Source organism: Pirellulales bacterium (genome assembly GCA_019694455.1).
In the GTDB taxonomy this organism is placed as follows: Bacteria; Planctomycetota; Planctomycetia; order Pirellulales; family JAEUIK01; genus JAIBBY01.
This window is the reverse complement of record JAIBBY010000031.1, coordinates 41639-56044: the sequence shown is the minus strand read 5'-3', so window position 1 is coordinate 56044 and position 14406 is coordinate 41639. Positions and strand designations below refer to the sequence as shown.

The window sequence follows — 14406 nt, the reverse complement described above, 5'->3', positions numbered from 1 at the left end:
TCAATGTCGGCGGATACATCAATGGCGTATTCTGCGACGGTTGGCGCGAGCCCAAGCCCGGCGAGCCAGAGATTATCTACATCGACGATCGGCAGCAGTCGGCACAGCAGCCCGCGAAACCGGCGCCGCAGGACGCTAACAGCCCGTCCAACAGCGAACCGATGCTTGAGCCGCTGTTTAACATTGGCGGTTTCGTCAACGGCTGGATGCGCGACGGCTGGCGCGAGCCCAAGCCGGGCGAGCCAGAAATCATCTACATCGACGACACGCAGCAACCCGCACAGCAGCCCGCGAATCAACCCACACAGGGCGACGATTCAGCGCCCGCGCAAGAGCAGTGAGGCAGCCAGCATGGCGGACAAAAACATGGGAGACAACCAAAAGCCCAAGAAACAGCCGCGCCAGCAAACTCCCGAAGAACGCGCCAAGCGGTTCGCCATGCAAAGCGCAGGCGAGATGAGCGTTTGGGACGAACAAGAAAAGCGCTGGGTCAAACTGTCGGAAATGGCCAAGCTCAAGGAAGATCGCAAGGCCAATGGCGACAAACAAGCGGGCCAGGATCAGGCGCAAGCCCCGCCTCCGTCTTGACCAGCAAGACCACCAGCAAGCAAGCGCGTCGGAACCGCCCACCTCCGCGATGCGATGGATCGCGTCGGTGTAGGCGTCGGCGTTGCGGACGGTGCGTTCGGCGACGCCAAAATGCTCGGCGACTGCTTGGGCGACATTGCCGTTCGTGGCGCCATTCGCGACAGAATCGTCAATACTCTGCTCTGCGTTTTCAGCGCGACAATTGGAATCACTTTCGCTGAGCGAACGGCAAGTTTTGCCGTTTGCTTTTTCCTGCGTATTTTCCGTGTTTGGCGCGCTTTTTACCCAAAAATTTCCGAAAATCGACTTGACTTTTTTGCCCGCATTTGGGGCGGCTTTTTGGTTCGCGCGCCGTCAGGTCGGTAGTGTCCTACGACGGTCGTCGCCAGCGCGATTCAGACCACTCTGCTTAGACCACCAAGATGCTTCCGCCTGTCGGTGGTGGCGCGGTGGGCGAGATCGCGCGCAAGGCAATCATCCGCTTGGCCACCATCCCAGCGCCTTGATAGGCGTTGCTGTCGGGCGCGGTGTTGGGATGCGTGAAGTCTTGCCAGAAGCCGCCGCTGCCTCCCGTGTTCGGATAGTAGCTCGGATTGTCGCTCGCGTCCTGCGCAACGTCCGACAGGCTCACTAGCCCCCGCTCGCCGTTGGCGTAAATCGCGGCTTTGAGGTTCGCGTTGAACGTGGTGATGGCGGCTAGCTCTTGCGTGCTGAATCCCGTCACCGTGCCGGCGGTGTAGCTGCCGGTTCCGCTCGCGCCGGTGATTTGAAAACTGTTGGCGTTGGGGATCGACACGCCAGAAAGCCACAGCCCGTCGATGTTGCCGCCGAAACCGGCCAGGAACAACCGCCCCGCGACCGCCACGCCATGCGCGGTCGAGGTGAGCGTGATGGTTCCCGTGCCGCTGGCGGTGGCGCTGGCGCTGCGCCCGCGCGGAAGCATGGTCCCGAACCAGATAGCGCAATCGTTCTCCATCGCGGTCTTGATGAAGCGGCTAATCGCCGCCTTGCAAAACGACAAGGTGGGGCCGCTGTCGCCCGTTTGCACTTGGGCAATGTCGTTGATGCTGCCGCCGTCCAGGCAGAGATATTCCACGCCGGCGGTATGCTCCAGGCCGCTGGTCGCGACCGGCATGACCTGCCACCGCGCCGCCCCGCTCGCCCCGAGCGGACAGACGATAACCCGCCGCTTCAGGCCAAACTCTTGCCCCGGCCAGTAGCCCCCCGGAATGATCGTCGTTTCTTCGCCGCAGGGAAACGACGCGGCGACGCAACTGGCGGTGCGAATGTTCGGCGTCGCCGCCGTGTAGCTGGTGGCCGTCAACGAATCCATCAGGCTAAACGTCGGTCGGCGACAGACCAGCACTTGCCCCACTTCGATGTTGCTGGCGGTCGTGGTCGCGGTCAGCGTGACCTGCCCGATGATTTGCGGAGTCCAAGACGGCAGCGGAAAACTGAACACGGTCTTGGTGCTGGCGTCGTAGGGCGCCTTGGTGAGATTGACCAGCGTGCCTCTGGCGCGGCCGTCCATGCCCAGATGCACGACCAACAGGTAGCGGTTCGTCTCCGTCCAGTCGGCCAACCCCAGCGGCGCGCTGCCATCGTAGTAGACGTACAGTTTGCCGCCGGTCACGTAGAACGTGTATAGCTCACTGGCGTTGTCGCTCTTGTTGAGCCGCATCCGCAGCGTGGTGCCCGCTGGGGCCGACACGTCCTGAAAAACAATGCTCGCCCAGTCATGGTCGTCGAACGGCAAGCCGCCAATTTGCGGTATGCTGGTGGCAATCGGCGTGCTGCCGTTGCCGGAGAACACCAACCGCGAGCGGAGCGGCGAACTACCGGTGAGGTTGTACTGGGTCGAGGTGACGGCGCCCGTGCCGCTGGTCAGCCAGCAGCGGCCTTGCTGGCGGGCCGTGTCGTTGGTCGCGCCGACGCAACTGAAAACGCGCGTGACCAGATTGCCGGCGTCCGCTTCGTCCAGCGACCACATCGGCGCGAGCGAGAAGTCGGTCCCCTTCCAACTTTGGATGTTGGCGACGCGCCATTGCACGCCCGCGCCCCAGGCGGGAAACCGCAGTTGCATCGCCTGCGCGCTCCAGCCGCCGCTCACGGTCGTGGTGTCCGCCGCCGCGCTCGTGACCAGCATCCCGTTGACATAGACTTCGTACACGCCCGGATTGCCGTACAGGACGTGAAACGTCACGCGACACCACTTGCCCCAAGGGACATGCACCGTGCCGGCGCTCGATCCGCTCATGGTCATTTCGGAGAGGGTGGCCGCTGGCTGGCCATTGGCGTAGAAGGCGAAGCCGGGCGGGTCGTAACCGCTCGCCGAATTGAGGTACAGCTTGGAATAGAGATAGGGTCCGCCGCCGCACAGGATATGAAAATCGCTCTGCGCCGCCCCGAGCGGAGTGACGCCATCCCAAACCCCCATGAGCCAGTAATCGAGCCAGTAATCGAGATTGTCTCCCGTCGGCGGGCCGCCCGCTAGCGCCGTGCCGGTGGGATCGAGTTGAATGTTGATGGGGTCCGTGCCGCCGTTGTTCGCCGCGCCTTCCAGGTAGCCGGTCGCTATCATGTCGGCGGGCATCGCGGCCAGCACAGCAGAGTCGGCGCGCACGGTCCATTTGGCGTCGGTCACGGTCGCAAGGCCCAGCGCGCTGGCGTTGACTTCGCCCGCGCCAGCGCCGCTGGCCTTGACCAGCTTGCCGGCCTGCGCGCTCCAGTTGGCGCCAATGGGATTGGTGATGACTGGCATGCGGTGACTCCGTTATTTTTGGGTTCTGTTCTTGGTCATTCAGGGCTGTTTTCAGAGCCGTTTTCGCCGATCAAGAGGAAAGTTTTTCCTCTTGATTTTTCGTGCGTATTTCCCGTGTTTGGCGCGTTTTTGTCCTGAAAATTCGCAAACCGCGCGAGGGCGGAAAATCGGCGGTTTTACATCGACCGCGCCGGCACGATTCGCGCCGAGTAACCTTCTCCCGCAACGCAATTCAGGAACGAATCCACGAGCGATTTCGCTTCCCGCTCGGAATGGATGGCGGCGGTGGTTTCGATGACGCGCTGGCCGCGCTGGATTTCAACCGCAAAGCGCGGCGCGTCATGGGCTGTGTCATAGGCAGCGCCATGAGCAGCGTCGGCCAACAGGGCCAACAGGTAGTCCAGTTGCGCGCGAGTGAAGTGCAACGCCGTGGCTGAAACTGGTTGCTGGTCGCTCGAATCATGGTCGCGCATGCCGGCGAAGAACTCATGATCGGCCACCAAGAAGCGACCGCGTTTGCAAGACTCAAGCATCCTCTGGAGCACGCTACGAACGTGCTGGGAATGATTGCTCGAAACGCCGCGCTTCTCGACTGGAGTTGCGGTTGCCATGTTGGTCATGCCTTTCGTTGGGGGTTCAGCCTTCTTCAACCTTCGTGCTTCAACCATCGTGCCGCCGAACGTCGGCGCACGGACTTGCTAGCAACTAGCCGCTCGGATCATCGCCAGGATGCCCGCTCGGATTGCATCGGGCAGGGCCGGCCACGCCTCGACCACGCGCGTTAGGTCCGCGTCGATGGGCTTGTCGATAGACAGGTCGATGCCGCTGTCGCTGTTGGCTTCGGTGGGCGTGCCGATGCTGGCTTCGATGGGCGTGCCAGCCGCCTCAATGGGGATCGTCGCTGCGGCCTTCGATGTTGGCTTCGATGGGCCGGCTTGTGGGCCACGGACGGGGCCGGAATTGACCGTCGCCGAGTCGCTGGAATGTCCCCCTGACTGCGCCGCGCCGTGCGCCGCGTGCGCCGCATTTTGCGCCGCTTCGGTGGAGACACCCACTATTTCTCGCGTTTGGCGCACAGGTTCGAGTCCTGTGTTGCCCATTCCGGCGTCTCGCAACGAGGCGCACGTTTCAGAAAACCCCGGAATATCCGGGGTTTTCTGTTGCGCCTCTAAATCGGGTTTCTTCCCATTTCTCCCAGTTCCGTGCATTGCGTGCGTCGCTTTTTGCGTCGCTTTTTCGGAAGCGTCGTTTGACGCCGCGACGTTCCCTCGAGCTGCCGCCTCGAAATCGCCATCGGTTACTTGCCAGTAATGCTTGTTGGCCACAATGACCGAATAGCCAAGCCACGCCGCCGCGACATGGGCCGGGTATTCGTTGGCCAGATCGGTCGCTCGGCTGGCGCGAAGATTTTGGAACATCTTGGGCCAGGCCGGCACGACAGCCCGATGGAGTGTGCGGCCGTGCTACGATCGCAGATTGGCGCTGATCGACGTGACGCCGTGCGCCTCGTCATGCGCTCTTGGGGCCGCGGCGTCAGGCCAAGATCTGGCGAATGACGCGCCCCTCGACGTTCGTCAGCCGCCGCTGAAAGCCGTTGTGCGTGAACGTCAGCCGTTCGTGGTCCAGGCCCAATAGGTGCAAGATCGTGGCGTTGAAATCGTAGAGTGGATGAATGTCCTCAACCGCCTTCTGACCAAAGGGGTCGGTCACGCCGTGGCTGATGCCGTGGCGAACGCCGGCCCCCGTCATCCAGCAGGTGAAGCCGTCTGGATTGTGGTCGCGTCCCTGGGCGCCCTTTTGGAAAAACGGCATGCGGCCGAATTCCGTGCACCACACCACCAGAGTCTGGTCCAACAGGCCTCGTTGTTTGAGGTCGCGAATCAGCGCCGCTGCTGGCTGATCCAAGATGGCGGCATGCACATCGTACTGTTCCCGCAACGCGTTGTGGCCATCCCAATTGAGCTTACCGCCGCTGGCATACGCGCCATTGAAGAGTTGCACGAAGCGCACGCCGCGCTCGATCAGCCGTCGCGCCAGCAGACAGTTCCGCGCGAAAGCCGCTTTATGCGGATTCGACTGGTCATCGGCGCCGTACGCCCGCCACACGTGCGCCGGCTCGCCGCTCAAATCGCTGATTTCTGGCACGCTCAACTGCATCCGCGCCGCCAACTCGTAACTGGCGATTCGGGCCGCAAATCGCTCGTTGCCCGGATGCGACTCCAAGTGCCGCGCGTTGAGCCGCTGCAACAGCCCGCGAGCGGCACGATCCGCCTCGACCGACACGTCGGGCGCGGTCAGATGACGCACGGGCTCCTGGGAACTGAGCGTCGTGCCTTGAAACGCGGCTGGCAGAAACCCGGGGCCCCAGTTGTTCGATCCATTCTGCGGCACACCGCGTGGATCGGGAATTGCGACGTAAGCCGGCAGGTTGTTGTTCTCGCTCCCTAGCGCGTAGGTCACCCATGAGCCGAGACTCGGAAAACCGTCAAGCACGAACCCGGTCGAAAGAAAGTTCTCCGCCGGTCCGTGGGTGTTCGACTTGCTGGTCAGCGAATGCACGAAGGCGATTTCGTCCGTCAGTTCGGCCAGATGTGGGATCAAGTCGCTCACCCACTTGCCCGTCTCGCCGCGCTGGCGGAACGGGTATCTGGGCCGCGCCAAGTTGCCCGCCGGTCCCTGAAACGTGACCGTCGGTCCACCCGGCAAGGGCTTATCGTCCCAGGCGATCAACTCTGGCTTGTAGTCCCACGTCTCTAGTTGGCTCACGGCGCCCGCGCAAAAGATCACAATCACCTGTTGGGCGGGTCCCGCGAAATGCGGCTGTCGCGGCGCGAAGGGCCGAACCGGGTCGATCACCGGTTCGCCGGTGGCGTCCGCCGGCGCGGATTCCGCCGCCAACAATCGGTCGGTCGACAGCAATTGCGCTAGCGCGATCGCCCCCAGTCCTTCGCCGGCGCACGACAGAAAGCGCCGGCGATCGAGCAGCGCTCGGCCGGCTGGCGACAGGAGTTCGGCGAGGTGTTCCATCGCGGGTTTGTTCTCTCGTTCACGGCAAGTGCAGAAACTCATTGCTGTTCAACAGCGCTCGGCACAGGGTCGCTAGGCTGTGCTCGGCCGCGACTGCCTGCGCGTCATCCAGCTCGGCCGGACTTGGCTCGCGGGAGTAGACCAACTGAAAGGTCCGCCGCACTTGCGCCGCCAATTCGTCCCCCGCATCGCGCCGCGCTCGCTCGGCCAGCGCCGCCGACGCGTCCAGCGTGAAGCGACTGTTCAACAAGTTCAGCGCCTGGATCGGCGTCGTGCTCTCGCGCCGCCGGGCGGCGCTTTGGCCGCCATCGGGACAATCAAAGGCGCCGAACACGGCGTCTCGTTCACGACGCACTTTGTGTGCGTAGATCATCCGCCGCAGCCCCTCGCCGCGAAACGATTCGATCGGCTTGAAGCCGCTTAACCCTCCTCGTTGTTCAAACAAATCGAAGCCCGGTCCGCCCATTTTCAAGTTCAGTTGCCCGCTCACGGCTAGCATCGTGTCGCGAATCGCTTCCGCCTCCAGCCTTCGCGGTGGATAGCGCCACAGTAGTCGAGTGTCGCCATCGCGAGCGGCGGCCTCCGCTTGCGTCTCGCTCGCTTGACGGTACGTCGCCGACAGAACGATCCGCTTGTGCATCCGCTTGAGCGACCAGTCCGAGCGAATCAACTCGACCGCGAGCCAGTCCAATAGCTGCGGGTGCGTTGGCGCCAAGCCACTATGGCCGAAGTCATTCGCGGTCTCCACCAGCCCAGCGCCGAAATGCCCCTGCCAGAGTCGATTTACCATTACCCGCGCGGTGAGCGGGTTGTCCGAGCTGGCGATCCAATCGGCCAGCGCCTGGCGGCGCTGCTGTTCGCCCGCGGTCTCGGGCAACGTCACATTCCCCAGCACGCGGGGCGTCGCCGGGGTCGCGGCCTCGCGTGGCTGCTCTGGATCACCGCGGAACAGCACATGAATCTCATCGGGTTGCCGAAATGTTCCCGCGAACGCCAGCCTCCCGTCCTCAGCCGCTTTGACTCGTCGCTCCAATTCCGCCCGTTCTTGCCGCCAAGTTTCGGCCGCGCGAGTTTCCTCCGGCGTCGCTCCCAATTCGGCCAGCGCCGGCGCAGGTCCTGCCAGCAACGGTTGCCGATCACTCGCGTCGGCCACTAGCCGCCAGCCTCCCGCGGCGTCCTCTACCTCGATGGTGTAGTCTGTCGCCAAGCGATCCGTGAACTCGCCCTGACGATCACGACTCCACGTCACTCGATCGATGGTCTGCTCGGCCGGCCACTCCACGATCAGCCAACCGCGCTCCTTTTCGTTCGACATCCAACTCCGCGAGTTGCCATAGTTGCCATCGTTGGCGAACCGCAGTTCGTGCCGGTCGGCCACCACCGTGTCGCCGGACGAAGTGACCGTCGCTCCCAAGCTGGCTAGCGCCACGTTGACGCCGTCGACATCGAACGCCTCCAACTCGTCAATGCACGGTTCCAGCGAATTGGTCGCGATGATCGTCAGCCGCACGCGCGGCGTGGCCACCGCCGCGAAGCGCTCGCTGTTGCCTCGTGGATTCACTGGCGGTCGCGACGGAGCTCCGGTCGCGCCGGGCCGCGCCAACGGCGCGAGTCGCGCCAGCTCTCGATCGATCTCGGCGATCCGTCGCCGCTGCTGCTCGGCTTCCGCCCGTAGCGCCTCGGCCCGTGGCGTGTGCAGTTCGCGATCGGCGTATTCGACGCCGGCCACAAATGCTTGCATCGCGTAATAGTCGCGCGTGGTGATCGGATCGAACTTATGGTCATGACACCGCGCGCAGCCGATGCTGAGCCCCAAGAACGTCTGACCAATGTTGGTCACGATCTCGTCCAGCGCGTCTTGCCGCGCCAGCCGCTTCGACGCGTCGTCGGCCCCAATCTGGCCCGGCAACAGCACGCTGGCCGTCAACAGAAATCCCGTGGCCGCGTCCTGTCCTAGCGCGTCGCCCACAATCTGCTCGCGAACGAACTGATCGTAAGGCGTGTCGCGGTTCAACGCCTCGATTACATAGTCGCGATAGGGCCAGGCGTGTTCTCGCTCGGTATTCACCTCAAAACCATGCGTGTCGGCGTACCGCGCCACATCCAACCAATGTTGCCCCCAGCGCTCGCCATACCGGGGGGACGCCAACAATTGATCCGCCACTCGCTCGTAAGCAGCGTCGCTAGGATTCTCGGCCAGCGCGGCCGCCTGCTCGGGCGTGGGAGGCAACCCCGTCAAGTCGAAGCACACGCGCCGCAGCCACGTCACCGGCGGCGCTTGCGGCGCGTGGCGCAATTGCTCGCGCTCCAGCCTAGCCAGAATGAAACGGTCCAAATCGTCGCGAGGCCAAGTGGTCTCCCGTACGGCCGGTGGTTCGTGCCGCGTCAGCGGTTTGAAGCTCCAGTGGTCGGCCAGGTCGGGCAGTGTGGCCCGATCCACGCCCTCCGGCCAAATCGCGCCTTGTTCGATCCAGTCCTTGAGCGTGGCAATCTCAGTCGCTGTGAGTCGCGCTCCCTCGGGGGGCATGCGCAGGTCGGCCGTCTCATCGGCCACAAACTTCCACAACGGACTTTCCGCCGCGTTGCCGGTCACCAGCGGCGCTCCGTAGGCTTCGCCGCCGCGTAGCGCGCTGCGTTTGATGTCCAGCCGCAGGCCGCTCTTTTGTTTCTCGGGCCCGTGACACTCGTAACAATGCCGTTCGAAGATCGGTCGCACGTCGCGCACGAAGTCGATCTCGCCGGCCGCCGTCCGTGCGAGGCCACACCACGGCATCGCCGCCAGCAGCGAGATTAGAGTTCGCATTGGCGATCCCATGCACGACCACTCCCTTTAGCGGCGAGAACTGACCCCGGCTAGTTTAACCGACGATTCCCCGGATCGCTCTGCCTGGCGCCGTTCCCGGCACAGTCTGGCGCTCATTTTCACCACCGCGGCGGTTGGAACTCTTCCGCGCGCGAATCGCCTTGGTCTGTTGCCTAGGAAATTGAGGCGGCACTTACGCTGAGTTCGGCGGCTTGATATGGTTGCATCGGCCGCTGAATTTGCCGTCCTGGCCTTTTTGGGGGCCGTCCATTTTTGTTTCCTGTTGAGTAGGGACTCGCAATGAACGTCGCTTCGCGCGCGATCGTGTGCGGATTGGTGTTGCTCGTGGGCTGCGCGGCGCAAGGCTCGGATTGGCCGCAGTTTCGCGGGCCAGGTGGCAGCAGCGTTTCGATGGATACTGGGCTGCCGACCACGGGCGAGTTGGGAAGCCAGGTCGCCTGGAAGCAGGAAGTGCCCGGACGCGCGGTGTCGGGACCGATCGTCGTGCAAGGGCGGGTGATCTGCACCGGCTCGGGGGGCGCAAACGACGATCGGTTGTTCGTGACCTGTCACGACGCCAAGACGGGTGAGCTAGTTTGGCAACGCGAGTTTTGGGCCACGGGGCGCACGCAGCGCCACCCCACCAGCGCGGTGGCGGCGCCCACGGCGGCCAGCGACGGCGAATCGATCTACGCGTTCTTCTCGTCCAACGATCTGGTGTGTCTGAGTCTGGATGGCGACCTGCGCTGGCTGCGCGGGCTGACCGCCGATCATCCGGCTTCTTACAACGACACCGGCATGGCGTCGTCGCCGCTGGTGATGGGTGATACCGTGGTGGTGCAGATGGAATGCCAGGGGGATTCGTTCGCCGCCGGCATCGACAAGCACACCGGCGAGACGCGTTGGCGCCGCGATCGGCTGAAGAGCGCGAATTGGGTTTCGCCGGCCGGCTACTCGCGCGCGGGGCGCAATGTGGCGCTGTTGCAATCGTCTGACCAGCTCACCGCGCACGACGCGCTGACGGGCGAGGAGCTTTGGCGGTTTGGCAAATCGTGTTCGACCATCCCTTCGGTCTGCGTCGGCAGCGACACGCTCTACGTGCCGAGCGACGGCATCACCGCGCTGGCGCTAGGCCAAGGCAATGAGCAACCCAACGAGCGGTGGCAGGTGTCGCGATTGGCGCCCGACAACGCCAGCCCGGTGGTGGCGGGCGATCGCGTGTATGTGATCAATGGCGCGGGCGTACTGGTGGTGGCGTCGGCGGACGATGGCAAGATTGTCTGGCAACTGCGGCTGACGGGCTCGTTTTGGGCCACGCCGGTGGTGGCGGATGGGCACCTGTTCGCGGTGAATCAGGACGGCATGCTGCAGGTGATTCGGCTTGACGACGCCGGGGGCAAAGGAGAGGTCGTGGCCAAACATGAGCTTGGGGAGGCGGTGTTGGGATCGCCCGCTGTGGCGGATGGGGCGCTGTTTATTCGGGGCGATGGCCATTTGTGGAAGTTTGGAAAATAATTGGCGCGGCGCGGCGCGAAGTCGCGGCGGGTGATTGCTTGAAAACGGGACCCGCCTTGAGACTTGAGCGCTGGGGCTTCTTAAATCGATTAACTCCGCAGCGCAACAGGCAAATCGATGACTTCCACACCTAGCATTGCCATGGAGCCGTGTGGCCCCGTTTCTGGTTCGATCCGTCCACCAGGATCGAAATCGATCACCAATCGAGCATTGGTGTGCGCTGCGCTGGCCAAGGGGCGTTCGACGCTGGTCGACGTACTGGACAGCGAGGACACGCGCGTGATGTTCGAGGCGCTAGGGCAGCTTGGCATTGCGATGGCGTTTGATCCGGCTGAGCGCGTGATCACCGCGACCGGTTGCGACGGGCGACTGCCAGCGAATCGGGCCGATGTGTTCGTGGCCAACAGCGGCACCACGGCGCGCTTCTTGGCCGCGATGCTCTGTTTGGGAGAAGGCATCTACCGCCTGGACGGCGTGGAGCGGATGCGCGAACGACCGATTCAGGATTTGATCGACGCGCTGCGGCAGCTTGGCGCCGATGTGTCGAGCGACGCGGACAGCGGTTGCCCGCCGCTGTTGATTCGGGCGCATGGACTGAATGGCGGTCCAGCGCGGATGCGTGGCGCGATATCGAGCCAGTTCTTGAGCGGGCTGTTGATGGCGGCGCCATACGCCAAACAGCCGATCGAGGTGGTGATTGAGGGAGAGCTAGTCTCCAAGCCGTATGTCGCAATGACGTTGGCTGTGATGCGCGCGTTTGGCGCCGAGATCGACGCACGCGACTTGACGCGGTTTCGAGTGCATACCGAGCGAGGCTATGCGGCGCGCGAGTACACGATTGAGCCCGACGCCTCAGCGGCGAGTTATTTTTGGGCGGCGGCGGCAATCACCGGCGGCGAGGTGCGGGTGGAGGGGCTAAATCGCCAAAGCTTGCAAGGAGACGTGCGGTTCGTGGACGTGCTGGCGCAAATGGGATGCAGCGTGCGCGACGATGGCCAATCGATCACGGTGCGCGGCGGCCCGCTGCGCGGCGTGACGGTGGACATGAACGCCATCTCCGACACGGTGCAGACGTTGGCGGCGGTGAGCCTGTTCGCTGAAGGTCCCACGCGGATCACGCATGTGGAGCACATCCGTCACAAGGAAACCGATCGGCTGGCGGCGCTAGCGACCGAACTGCGAAAGCTTGGCGCCGAAGTGCGCGAGAACGCCGATGGCTTGGAGATTACGCCGGGGCCACTGCGCGGAGCGCGAATCGCCACGTACCACGATCACCGGATGGCGATGAGTTTGGCCCTGGTGGGGCTACGGACGGCGGGCGTGGTGATCCTTGATCCGGACTGCACCGCCAAGACCTATCCGCAGTTCTTTAGCGACTTGGCGGCGCTCACTGCGACGTCGCGATAGCGCCGCCTTCAAAACGGCATCAGTCGCGCCAAGCGGCTGTTCTCGGCCAGAGCAAGCAGTTCATCGGCGCGAGCCAAGAGCGAGCTTGGCGTGCCGGTAACCGCGCGGGGGGGCGGGGCCACATTCTCCGCCGCGACAAATTGGCCACGGCAATGGCGGCAAGAAACCGTTCGACCGAGATACTCCACTCGGATTTCCAGGTTGCGTCCGCAGGTCGGGCACTCCTGGACGAAAAAAGTCGGCATTGCCATAGCGGTATCTCCCTCTACCGACAACCAGCCGAAAAATCGGCCGAGCGAAAGTGTACCTATGAAAGGCGCCATTTGACCATCCCCCATACGGGTGGAATTTTCTAGATGGCGGCCGGTTCCTTTGTGCAACTGGCGTGCCTCGGTTTTGAGGCCGGGAGTCGGAATGCCGATAACTCGTTTGGTGGCAAAACGATGTGGCGATATCGGCATCGCCAGCGACCGCTGAGGTATGGTTAAGAAGTTGCCAGTCGTACATGTTCAATGCCATGAGTTACCAACCACTGGAGCCAATCCTCCTGCTCTTCGCTGAGCTCGATCTCGGTCTTGGATTGGCTGTCGAGGGGTGAAACCAGGGTGAACACGCCGTCTTGCAGCCACGTTTGGGCCGCTTGCTGGTCGATCCAATATTCATCGGGACCGAGCAGCGGCACGCCATCGCGACCAGGAATGCTCATGAAGTAGGTGATTTCGTGACGGAACCGCGACGGCATCGGGTAGGCGTCGAGCTCGTCGCGGCCCACGGCTTGGACCAATAGACTCATACAAATGCGTTCCTCAAAGAAGCCGGCGGCGCCAAGGGAATCGACTATGAAAACCATCGCGCTTGTGACATGTCTTCGCGTTCGGCTTGGTGTCATTGTACTGGTTCTGGGCGCCGCGCAAGTCGCCGGCGCTGCCCAGCCCCAGGAGGAACTGCCGACGTACAAAGAGATCGCACAACTGACGCGGCAACAATTCGCCGAGAAAAAGCTTGGCCAGTCGACGTTGATCTCGCGAGGAGACGTGACGCCGCTCTTTGAGCAGTTCGCCAAGTTGGGATGGAAGGTGGCCGACCAGCGCGCGATTTTGGAGGAGGTGCTGCCCGACAATGACTTCATGGTGCGGCAGTTGCGGCGATCGGACGCGGGGCGCTTTGTGCGGAATATCGAAAAAGATCCGCAAGGCTACGACCGCATCGACCGCATGCGGCGTCTGCCGCGAGGGCATATCTTCTTGAGCGACCTGATCACGAACCCCGGCGGCTACAAGCTGATTGACTACATGACCAACTCGCCTGGCGGCTACAACCTGGGCACGATGGTCTCGAAGACGCCGGACGGCAAGAACTTCAACAAAGCGACCGGGCGCATCTACACCGTGGCGCAGTTCGAGGCGCGATTGGCGACGAGCTACCAGCAGGAGTTGGCGCGCCGCAAGCGGCAAGGCCCCAATGCCGGGATTGTGGTGCTACCGTAGCACCTGGGCCGACTGGATCATCACCGCCCGCACCGGCATCATCTCGAAGTCGGCGATCGACTGCACCTCGGCCGAGCCGAGTTGGTCGACCACGTCGAGACCCGACGTCACCTCGCCAAAGACGCAGTAGCCGAAGCCTTCGGGCGTGTTGTCGATGTGATCGAGTTGCGGATTGTCGACCAGGTTGATGAAGAACTGCGAGCCGGCGCTATCGATCGATTCCAGCGGGCGGGCCATGGCGATTGTCCCGCGGCTGTTCGATAGGCGGCAGGTCGCGGCCTCGTTGGGCACTGGCGCCCCGGCGGGCTTCTCTAGTAACTCAGGCGTGAAGGCGCCGCCGAGGATCAAGCAACTATCGACGACTTGATGGAAGATGGTGCCGTTGTAATGTCCTGACTCGACGTATTTGAGAAACTGCGCCACCGTGCGCGGGGCGCGATCGGGGAAGAGTCGCAGGGTGATGTCGCCGGCCGACGTATGCAGCACCACGTTGTTGGCGGCCTGTGGCGCGGCGGGCACTGGCTTGGCCGCCGGGGCGCGCGAGGCAGGACGTTGGGCCGTCCGCCGCACGGCCGAGCGTGAAGGGGATTTTTTCCTGGCAGTGGCGCTCGGCGCCGAATCGCAGCCAATCGCTAGCAATATCAAGAACAGACCGAGCACACGGACCACGCGCATCGTCGATTACCCTCCTTGGCAATCTTGGGTGCAATTTCAATGGTGATTGTTTCTCGCGGCTAACGCTGCGAGGCGCCGTTGGGGCTGGTTTTTGGCCATCTGCTCAACGGCGGTGTTGGTTTCTCGCGACGTTTGCTGGTATT

14 protein-coding genes are annotated in these 14406 nt (G+C 63.3%); 6 read left to right on the top strand and 8 right to left on the bottom strand.

The window, feature by feature from the left end; all coding sequences use genetic code 11:
• From K1X71_13670 to K1X71_13660, 3 genes are all read left to right on the top strand, one after another.
• The coding region (locus K1X71_13670; protein ID MBX7074188.1) for a hypothetical protein at window positions 1–341 on the top strand (341 nt) is incomplete at its 5' end.
• 10 nt (window positions 342–351) lie between these two features.
• Window positions 352–588 (top strand): hypothetical protein, encoded by a 237-nt coding sequence (locus K1X71_13665; GenBank protein MBX7074187.1) that lies wholly within the window; start codon window positions 352–354, stop codon window positions 586–588.
• Window positions 589–642: 54 nt separating this feature from the next.
• The gene (locus tag K1X71_13660) at window positions 643–954 is read left to right on the top strand and encodes a hypothetical protein (protein MBX7074186.1); all 312 of its coding nucleotides are present in this window, start codon (window positions 643–645) and stop codon (window positions 952–954) included.
• A 43-nt stretch (window positions 955–997) separates the two neighbouring features.
• Here the strand turns inward: K1X71_13660 and K1X71_13655 are convergent, their stop codons facing one another.
• From K1X71_13655 to K1X71_13635, 5 genes are all read right to left on the bottom strand, one after another.
• Window positions 998–3349 carry a hypothetical protein gene (locus K1X71_13655; protein ID MBX7074185.1) on the bottom strand — a complete coding sequence of 784 codons (2352 nt, stop codon included), beginning with the start codon at window positions 3347–3349 and terminating at the stop codon, window positions 998–1000.
• 176 nt (window positions 3350–3525) lie between these two features.
• Entirely contained in the window at window positions 3526–3960 is a 435-nt protein-coding gene (locus tag K1X71_13650) for a hypothetical protein (protein ID MBX7074184.1), read from the bottom strand.
• Window positions 3961–4047: 87 nt separating this feature from the next.
• On the bottom strand, window positions 4048–4425 hold the full coding sequence (locus tag K1X71_13645; protein ID MBX7074183.1) for a hypothetical protein: 378 nt from the start codon (window positions 4423–4425) through the stop codon (window positions 4048–4050).
• A gap of 457 nt (window positions 4426–4882) precedes the next feature.
• Window positions 4883–6376, bottom strand: a complete 1494-nt coding sequence (locus K1X71_13640) for a DUF1501 domain-containing protein (GenBank protein ID MBX7074182.1) — start codon at window positions 6374–6376, stop codon at window positions 4883–4885.
• A gap of 19 nt (window positions 6377–6395) precedes the next feature.
• Window positions 6396–9149, bottom strand: coding sequence for a PSD1 and planctomycete cytochrome C domain-containing protein (locus tag K1X71_13635; protein MBX7074181.1), 2754 nt, complete (start codon window positions 9147–9149; stop codon window positions 6396–6398).
• 330 nt (window positions 9150–9479) lie between these two features.
• On the opposite strand from K1X71_13635, the gene K1X71_13630 reads away from it, so the two are divergent.
• Together K1X71_13630 and aroA are read left to right on the top strand one after the other, a co-directional pair.
• Entirely contained in the window at window positions 9480–10694 is a 1215-nt protein-coding gene (locus K1X71_13630) for a PQQ-binding-like beta-propeller repeat protein (protein MBX7074180.1), read from the top strand.
• 117 nt (window positions 10695–10811) lie between these two features.
• Window positions 10812–12101: a 3-phosphoshikimate 1-carboxyvinyltransferase gene (aroA, locus tag K1X71_13625; GenBank protein ID MBX7074179.1), complete on the top strand. Its 1290-nt coding sequence runs from the start codon at window positions 10812–10814 to the stop codon at window positions 12099–12101.
• An 8-nt stretch (window positions 12102–12109) separates the two neighbouring features.
• Here aroA and K1X71_13620 read toward each other — a convergent pair whose 3' ends face one another.
• On the bottom strand, window positions 12110–12352 hold the full coding sequence (locus tag K1X71_13620; GenBank protein MBX7074178.1) for a transposase: 243 nt from the start codon (window positions 12350–12352) through the stop codon (window positions 12110–12112).
• 233 nt (window positions 12353–12585) lie between these two features.
• Complete coding sequence (locus K1X71_13615; GenBank protein ID MBX7074177.1) at window positions 12586–12894, bottom strand: hypothetical protein; 309 nt, start codon at window positions 12892–12894, stop codon at window positions 12586–12588.
• 46 nt (window positions 12895–12940) lie between these two features.
• On the opposite strand from K1X71_13615, the gene K1X71_13610 reads away from it, so the two are divergent.
• On the top strand, window positions 12941–13588 hold the full coding sequence (locus K1X71_13610) for a hypothetical protein (protein MBX7074176.1): 648 nt from the start codon (window positions 12941–12943) through the stop codon (window positions 13586–13588).
• Here the strand turns inward: K1X71_13610 and K1X71_13605 are convergent.
• Window positions 13580–14263 carry a peptidylprolyl isomerase gene (locus K1X71_13605; GenBank protein MBX7074175.1) on the bottom strand — a complete coding sequence of 228 codons (684 nt, stop codon included), beginning with the start codon at window positions 14261–14263 and terminating at the stop codon, window positions 13580–13582. The genes K1X71_13610 and K1X71_13605 overlap by 9 nt on opposite strands.
• Between the last annotated feature and the right edge of the window lie 143 nt (window positions 14264–14406).

Coding starts and splice junctions, on each gene's coding strand:
- K1X71_13655 (MBX7074185.1), bottom strand. CDS start 3,349: ATGCCAGTCATCACCAATCCCATTGGCGCCAACTGGAGCGCGCAGGCC.
- K1X71_13620 (MBX7074178.1), bottom strand. CDS start 12,352: ATGGCAATGCCGACTTTTTTCGTCCAGGAGTGCCCGACCTGCGGACGC.
- K1X71_13640 (MBX7074182.1), bottom strand. CDS start 6,376: ATGGAACACCTCGCCGAACTCCTGTCGCCAGCCGGCCGAGCGCTGCTC.
- K1X71_13615 (MBX7074177.1), bottom strand. CDS start 12,894: ATGAGTCTATTGGTCCAAGCCGTGGGCCGCGACGAGCTCGACGCCTAC.
- K1X71_13665 (MBX7074187.1), top strand. CDS start 352: ATGGCGGACAAAAACATGGGAGACAACCAAAAGCCCAAGAAACAGCCG.
- K1X71_13635 (MBX7074181.1), bottom strand. CDS start 9,149: ATGCCGTGGTGTGGCCTCGCACGGACGGCGGCCGGCGAGATCGACTTC.
- aroA (MBX7074179.1), top strand. CDS start 10,812: ATGACTTCCACACCTAGCATTGCCATGGAGCCGTGTGGCCCCGTTTCT.
- K1X71_13610 (MBX7074176.1), top strand. CDS start 12,941: ATGAAAACCATCGCGCTTGTGACATGTCTTCGCGTTCGGCTTGGTGTC.
- K1X71_13605 (MBX7074175.1), bottom strand. CDS start 14,263: ATGCGCGTGGTCCGTGTGCTCGGTCTGTTCTTGATATTGCTAGCGATT.
- K1X71_13630 (MBX7074180.1), top strand. CDS start 9,480: ATGAACGTCGCTTCGCGCGCGATCGTGTGCGGATTGGTGTTGCTCGTG.
- K1X71_13660 (MBX7074186.1), top strand. CDS start 643: ATGGATCGCGTCGGTGTAGGCGTCGGCGTTGCGGACGGTGCGTTCGGC.
- K1X71_13650 (MBX7074184.1), bottom strand. CDS start 3,960: ATGGCAACCGCAACTCCAGTCGAGAAGCGCGGCGTTTCGAGCAATCAT.